Below are 5,481 nucleotides of genomic sequence, written 5' to 3' on the forward strand. Positions count from 1 at the left end.
GGCGTGATCGGTCCGGACGGGCGCGTGGTTGGCAAGCCGCTGATCGACGAAGAGGGCATCGTCTATGCCGAGATTGATCTCGGACGCTGCATCCAGCCGAAGCAGATGCATGACATTGCCGGCCACTACAACCGGTTCGACGTTTTCGACCTGAAGGTAAATCGGCGCAGATTGGAGCCGATATCGCTGATCGAAAGGGCGCAGATGTTCGACGGCGATGATGCCAGCGTGCCCGAAACAGCATCGCAGCGCGGTCATCAGGAATAGGCCGAACAGTCACCAGCGGCGACACGCCAGAGGACGGATAAGGATGCCGAAGACCTATCGGATCGGACAGATCGTGCCTTCCTCCAACACCACCATGGAGACGGAAATCCCGGCGATTTTCCGTAGCCGCGAGACAATCCTGTCAGAACGCTTCACTTTCCATTCCAGCCGAATGCGAATGAAAAAGGTGGTCAAGGAAGAGCTCGAGGCCATGGATCGCGACAGCGACCGCTGCGCGACCGAACTTTCGGATGCTCGCGTCGACGTCCTCGGCTACGCCTGTCTGGTCGCCATCATGAGCATGGGCAAGGGTTATCACCGCACCTCGGAAGCCCGGCTGCATCAGCGTACCGCGGAGAATGGCGCGCCCGCTCCCGTTGTGACCAGTGCTGGCGCTCTGGTCGACGGCCTCAAGGTACTGGGAGCCAGGAAGATTTCCCTCATATGCCCCTACATGAAGCCGCTTACGCAACTGGTGGTCGACTACATCGAGCATGRGGGGATAGCGGTGAAAGACTTCATCGCGCTTGAAATCCCCGACAACATCGAGGTCGGCAGGCACGATCCGGATAAACTGCTCGATATCTACAGGAAAGTCGACACGACGGGCATCGACGCGTTTGTCGCATCGGCCTGTGTGCAGATGCCCTCCTTGGCAATCATTGACAAGCTTCAGCAAGCATTGGGCCTTCCAGTTGTCAGCGCCTCCGTCTGTACGGGTTTTCAACTGATGTCGAGACTTGGCTTGAAAGCCGCGTCGCCCGGTGCCGGCGAACTGCTCTCCGGTCGCTACTAGACCAATTCGGGTTTGGCCAGTCGACGATAGACGGCTCTGACAGCCAGCCGCGCCGCGGTCGGCTCAGCTGTCATTTGCGAGCGACGATCCCAACTGGATCCGAGACTAGGATTCAATCCGATTCTCGAAAATACAAAAATCTTCGAAAATTTCGTTGACAAGTCGTCGCAAAACTGAAAACTTAACTCACAAGTTAAGAAATCCGATACAAGCCGGATCGTCAATGGGAGTTTAGCGATGTTGCAAGAGCGCATCGAAGGACGGTGGCTGGACTGCTTCCGGCGCGTCTTCGCGCTGAATGCGATCGGCAAGGGGACGAGGGTCGCGATCCTGTCCGAGACGCAGTCGCGTCCTGTGCTGATCCATCTTTCGGAACTCGCCCTGCACGACCAAGGCGCCGAGTTCTGCATGATCCAGATGCCGACGCCGCGCCAGACGGCCCCTGTGCCGGTGAAATCCACCGGCACCTCCTGGGCCATCCAGGGCAACCGCGCTGTTATCGAGGCGCTGAAGCGCGTCGAAGTCATCGTCGACTGCACGGTCGAAGGGCTTATCCATGCTCCGGAATGGCCCGAGATCGAGGCGGCCGGCGGCACGCGCCTGCTCGTGATCTGCAACGAGCATCCCGAGATCCTGGAGCGCACCGAGCCCACAGCCGACCTTGGCCCGAAGGTGGCGCTGGGCGTGCGTATGCTGCGCGAGGCGAGCGAGATGCGCGTCACCTCGCCGGCCGGCACCGATCTCGTCATCGATTTGCGCAACGCGCCCTGTGGCGGCACACCGGGCTTCGGCACCACGCCGGGCGCCGTGGCGCACTGGCCGGGCGGGCTCTGCCTTGCCTTTCCCGGAAAGAACTGCGTCAACGGCCGGATCGTCATGGACGTGGGCGACATGAACCTGACGTTCAAGACGACGCTTGCGAGCCGCATCGACTTCACCGTCGAGGACGACTTCGTCACCGCGATCAAAGGCGACGGCGTCGATGCCATCCATTTCCGCGAATACATGGAGGCCTGGAACGACCGCAACGCCTACGGCATGAGCCACGTCGGCTGGGGCATGCACCCGCGCGCCCGGTGGGTCTCGGCCGCCATGTACGACAAGCGTGACATGCAGGCGGTGGAGTTCCGCGCCCTGGCAGGATCGTTCCTGTGGTCCACGGGGGCGAACCAGTATGCCGGCCGCTACACGCTCGGTCATTTCGACCTGCCGATGCGCAACTGCACGATCACATTGGACGGGAAAGTCGTCGTCAGTGACGGCGTCCTGCAAGGCGAATTGGCGTCCTGACGCCCTCGGAGAAAACCATGAGCGATATTGTTGATTACTACGACCTCTCACGCATCCGTCCCGAGGTGCAGGCCAAGCTGCGGCTGGTGAACGAACTCGGCCGCGACAAGTTCGCGGGGCGCGCCAAGGGGATCGACGATGACGCCTCCTTCCCGGTCGAGAACTACAAGGATCTGGCCGCCGAGGGCTTTCTCGGCCTCTGCATCCCTGAGGAATTCGGCGGCTGGGGCTATTCGATGTTCGAATATGCCATGGTCGGCGCCGAGATCGGCAAATATTGCGGCGCCACCGCGCTGACCTTCAACATGCACAACTCGTCCATGGCTTGGTCACGCTTCATGGTCGACATGCCGAACCTGACACCTGAGGAGAAGGCTGCATTCGCGCCGCTGCGCGAGCGCCAGTTCCGCCGCGCCATCGCCGAAAAGGCGATCTATTCGCAGCCGATCTCCGAGGGCGGACAGAACTGGACTTCGAAGCCGAACCAGACGCAGTGCCGCAAGGTGGACGGCGGCTGGAAGATCAACGGCTTCAAGAAGTTCGCCTCGCTCGCCGGCTATTGCGACTATTACACCATCGTCTGCACGGAGGTGTTCGAAGGCCAGGAGCCGCGTCACGAGGACACGATGCTGTTTGTCGTCCACAAGGACGCGCCGGGCCTCAGCGTCAAGGGTGACTGGGATCCGCTCGGCATGCGCGGCACCAACAGCCGCGACCTCATCCTGAAGGATGTCTTCGTTACCGAGCAGGACATGCTGATGCCGCGCGGCATCTTCGGCAAGACCCTGCCGAACTGGCCGCATATGATGATCACGCTGTCGCCAACCTACATGGGCGTGGCGCAAGGCGCCTTCGACTTCATGGTCGATTACCTGAAGGGCAAGATCCCCGGTCAGCCGCCCATCGACCGGCGCATGTATGCGACCAAGCGCGTCGCCGTCGGCAAGATGTATGCGCGGCTCGCCAACATGCGCGCGCTCTGGTGGCAGGCTTTCAGCGAAGCCAAGGGCTTCCCGACCAAGGGCGAGGTGCTGCGCATGTACGCCGCCCAATACAACGTCATGGAGGGTGCGGCAGAGATGACCTCGATGGCGATCCGAACCTGCGGCGGCCAGTCGATGCTGAAGTCGTTGCCGCTGGAGCGGATGTACCGCGACAGCCGATGCGGCGCGCTGATGCTGCCTTACACCTCGGAGATCATGGAAGACTACCTCTCGGTCCTCGCACTCTATGACATGGACGAGATCGATTCCGCTCCGGGCGACGAAGGTGGCGCCCGCATGTCGCTGTGGCGCGGCGATCACGGCGCCGTGCGGTCGGTCCGGTAGACGCCGATGACGCGCGAAACGGTCAAGGTCATCGGCGCCTGCGCCGCCTCACCGGAGGCGGTGTGGTCGGTCGTCGCGGATTTCTGCGGTCGATGGCACCCGATCATCGCGACCATTCGCGCGGAGCGCGACGAGCGCGGTGCGCTGGTCCGCAGCTTCACCGTCAACGGCGAGGACACCGTCTATCGCGAGCAGCTGACCTGGCTAAGCGACAGCGAGCGCACGCTCGCCTATACGCATCTCCAAGGCATCGCCGGCGCCGAGGCCTATGACGGCCGCATCGCCATCGCCGCCGACGGTCGGGGGGGCTGCATCGTGCGCTGGAGCGCAGATGTAAACGCCGCCTCCCCGCGATTGCAGGAAATCTGCAAGGGCACGAAAGCGATCTTCGAGATGGGCATCGCCGCACTTTCGGAGAAGGCGCTTGAGATCCGCAGCGCGGAGCCGCCGCCTCTACCCGCCCCTGTTGCCATGCGCGACATCGTCATCGATGGCGATCCCCGCCTCGGACTGACAACGACGCCGGACGGTGATGGGCCGCTCTGCCTGTTCCTCCACGGCATAGGCGGATCGCGCGGCAACTGGCTGCAGCAACTCGCGGCCGCCGGCAGCGTGATGCGTGCGGCCGCACTCGACCTGCGAGGCTATGGCGGCAGCGCGCTCGGGCGAAACCAGTCGGCGGTGGACGACTACTGCGCCGATATTTTGCGAGTGAAGGATAATTTCGGCGCCTCCCGGCTGGTTCTGGTCGGCCTCTCCTATGGCTCGTGGATAGCCACCTCTTTCGCCATGCGCTATCCGCAAATGCTGGCCGGGCTGGTCCTGTCGGGCGGCTGCACCGGCATGTCGGAAGCCAGTTCAGAGGAACGCGAGGCCTTCCGCGTCAGCCGCAAGGTGCCGCTCGATGCCGGCCAGACGCCGGCCGACTTCGCGCCGGCGGTGGTGAAAGTGCTGGCAGGACCGAACGCTTCGGATGAGATGAAGAAGCAGCTCCTCCAATCGATGGCGGCGATCCCGTCGGCGACCTATCGCGATGCGCTCGTCTGTTTCACCAATCCATCCGAGCGTTTCGATTTCTCGCGCCTGACCATGCCGGTGCTGATGATGACCGGCGAACATGACCGGCTGGCTCCGCCATCGGAGATCCGCGGTATCGCCGAGCGAATATTGGGTCAGGTCTCCCGGCCCGACATCCGCTACGAGACCATCGCGGATGCCGGCCATGTCTGCAATGTCGAGCAGTCCGAGGCCTACAGCCGCATCCTGCTGGACTTTCTGGGGAAGCTACCGAGATGACCGCCTTGTCCCGCCGACAGCAAAACAAGATCGAGCGCGAGCGCCGCATCCTGGCGGCCGCTTTGAAGGTCTTTTCCGAAACAGGCTATTCCGGCGCYAACATGGATGCCGTTGCTATCGAGGCGGGGCTTTCGAAGCCGACGCTTTACCAGTACTTCCAGTCAAAGGAGGCGCTGTTCTCGGCCATGATGCTGGGCGAGCGCGACCAGATGCTTGATATCTTCGAACATCCTTCCGAACGCGGGATGGTGGCCGACCTCCTCGAATTTTCCTGGGATTATGCCGACACGGTGCTGCGTCCGGACCTCTTGTCCCTGGCCAGGCTTATCATCGGCGAGGTGCAGCGCTTTCCGGAGATCGGCCGCGCCTATCAGGAGGTGGGCCCCGATCGCCTGCTGCGCGGCATCATGGATTATTTGGAAGGCCAGCGGCGCGCGGGCCGACTGGCTTTCGACGACGCCGAACTCGCGGCGCAGGATCTGTGGGGCCTGATCCTTTCGGCAC

General features: G+C 62.6%; 5 protein-coding genes and 1 pseudogene. All 6 read left to right on the forward strand.

Annotated features, from left to right (window positions below):
- Nucleotides 1-267: pseudogene (locus tag ACXJ7R_RS23950) on the forward strand (carbon-nitrogen hydrolase family protein); the annotation flags it as partial.
- 43 nt (nucleotides 268-310) lie between these two features.
- Nucleotides 311-1,063 carry a maleate cis-trans isomerase family protein gene (locus tag ACXJ7R_RS23955; RefSeq protein WP_457154005.1) on the forward strand — a complete coding sequence of 251 codons (753 nt, stop codon included), beginning with the start codon at nucleotides 311-313 and terminating at the stop codon, nucleotides 1,061-1,063.
- Between the two features lie 237 nt (nucleotides 1,064-1,300).
- Nucleotides 1,301-2,353, forward strand: a complete 1,053-nt coding sequence (locus tag ACXJ7R_RS23960; protein WP_457154006.1) for a peptidase M29 — start codon at nucleotides 1,301-1,303, stop codon at nucleotides 2,351-2,353.
- A gap of 17 nt (nucleotides 2,354-2,370) precedes the next feature.
- Entirely contained in the window at nucleotides 2,371-3,681 is a 1,311-nt protein-coding gene (locus ACXJ7R_RS23965; RefSeq protein WP_457154007.1) for an acyl-CoA dehydrogenase family protein, read from the forward strand.
- Between the two features lie 6 nt (nucleotides 3,682-3,687).
- Nucleotides 3,688-4,977 (forward strand): alpha/beta fold hydrolase, encoded by a 1,290-nt coding sequence (locus ACXJ7R_RS23970; RefSeq protein WP_457154008.1) that lies wholly within the window; start codon nucleotides 3,688-3,690, stop codon nucleotides 4,975-4,977.
- Nucleotides 4,978-5,039: 62 nt separating this feature from the next.
- Nucleotides 5,040-5,481 (forward strand): TetR/AcrR family transcriptional regulator (locus ACXJ7R_RS23975; RefSeq protein WP_457154009.1); only part of this gene is annotated, 442 nt, incomplete at its 3' end.

The organism is Mesorhizobium sp. P5_C1 (assembly GCF_054049815.1).

What these genes read in the sequence shown, in the direction of transcription:
- ACXJ7R_RS23970 (WP_457154008.1), top strand. Translation starts at nt 3,688, where the DNA reads ATGACGCGCGAAACGGTCAAGGTCATCGGCGCCTGCGCCGCCTCACCG.
- ACXJ7R_RS23965 (WP_457154007.1), top strand. Translation starts at nt 2,371, where the DNA reads ATGAGCGATATTGTTGATTACTACGACCTCTCACGCATCCGTCCCGAG.
- ACXJ7R_RS23960 (WP_457154006.1), top strand. Translation starts at nt 1,301, where the DNA reads ATGTTGCAAGAGCGCATCGAAGGACGGTGGCTGGACTGCTTCCGGCGC.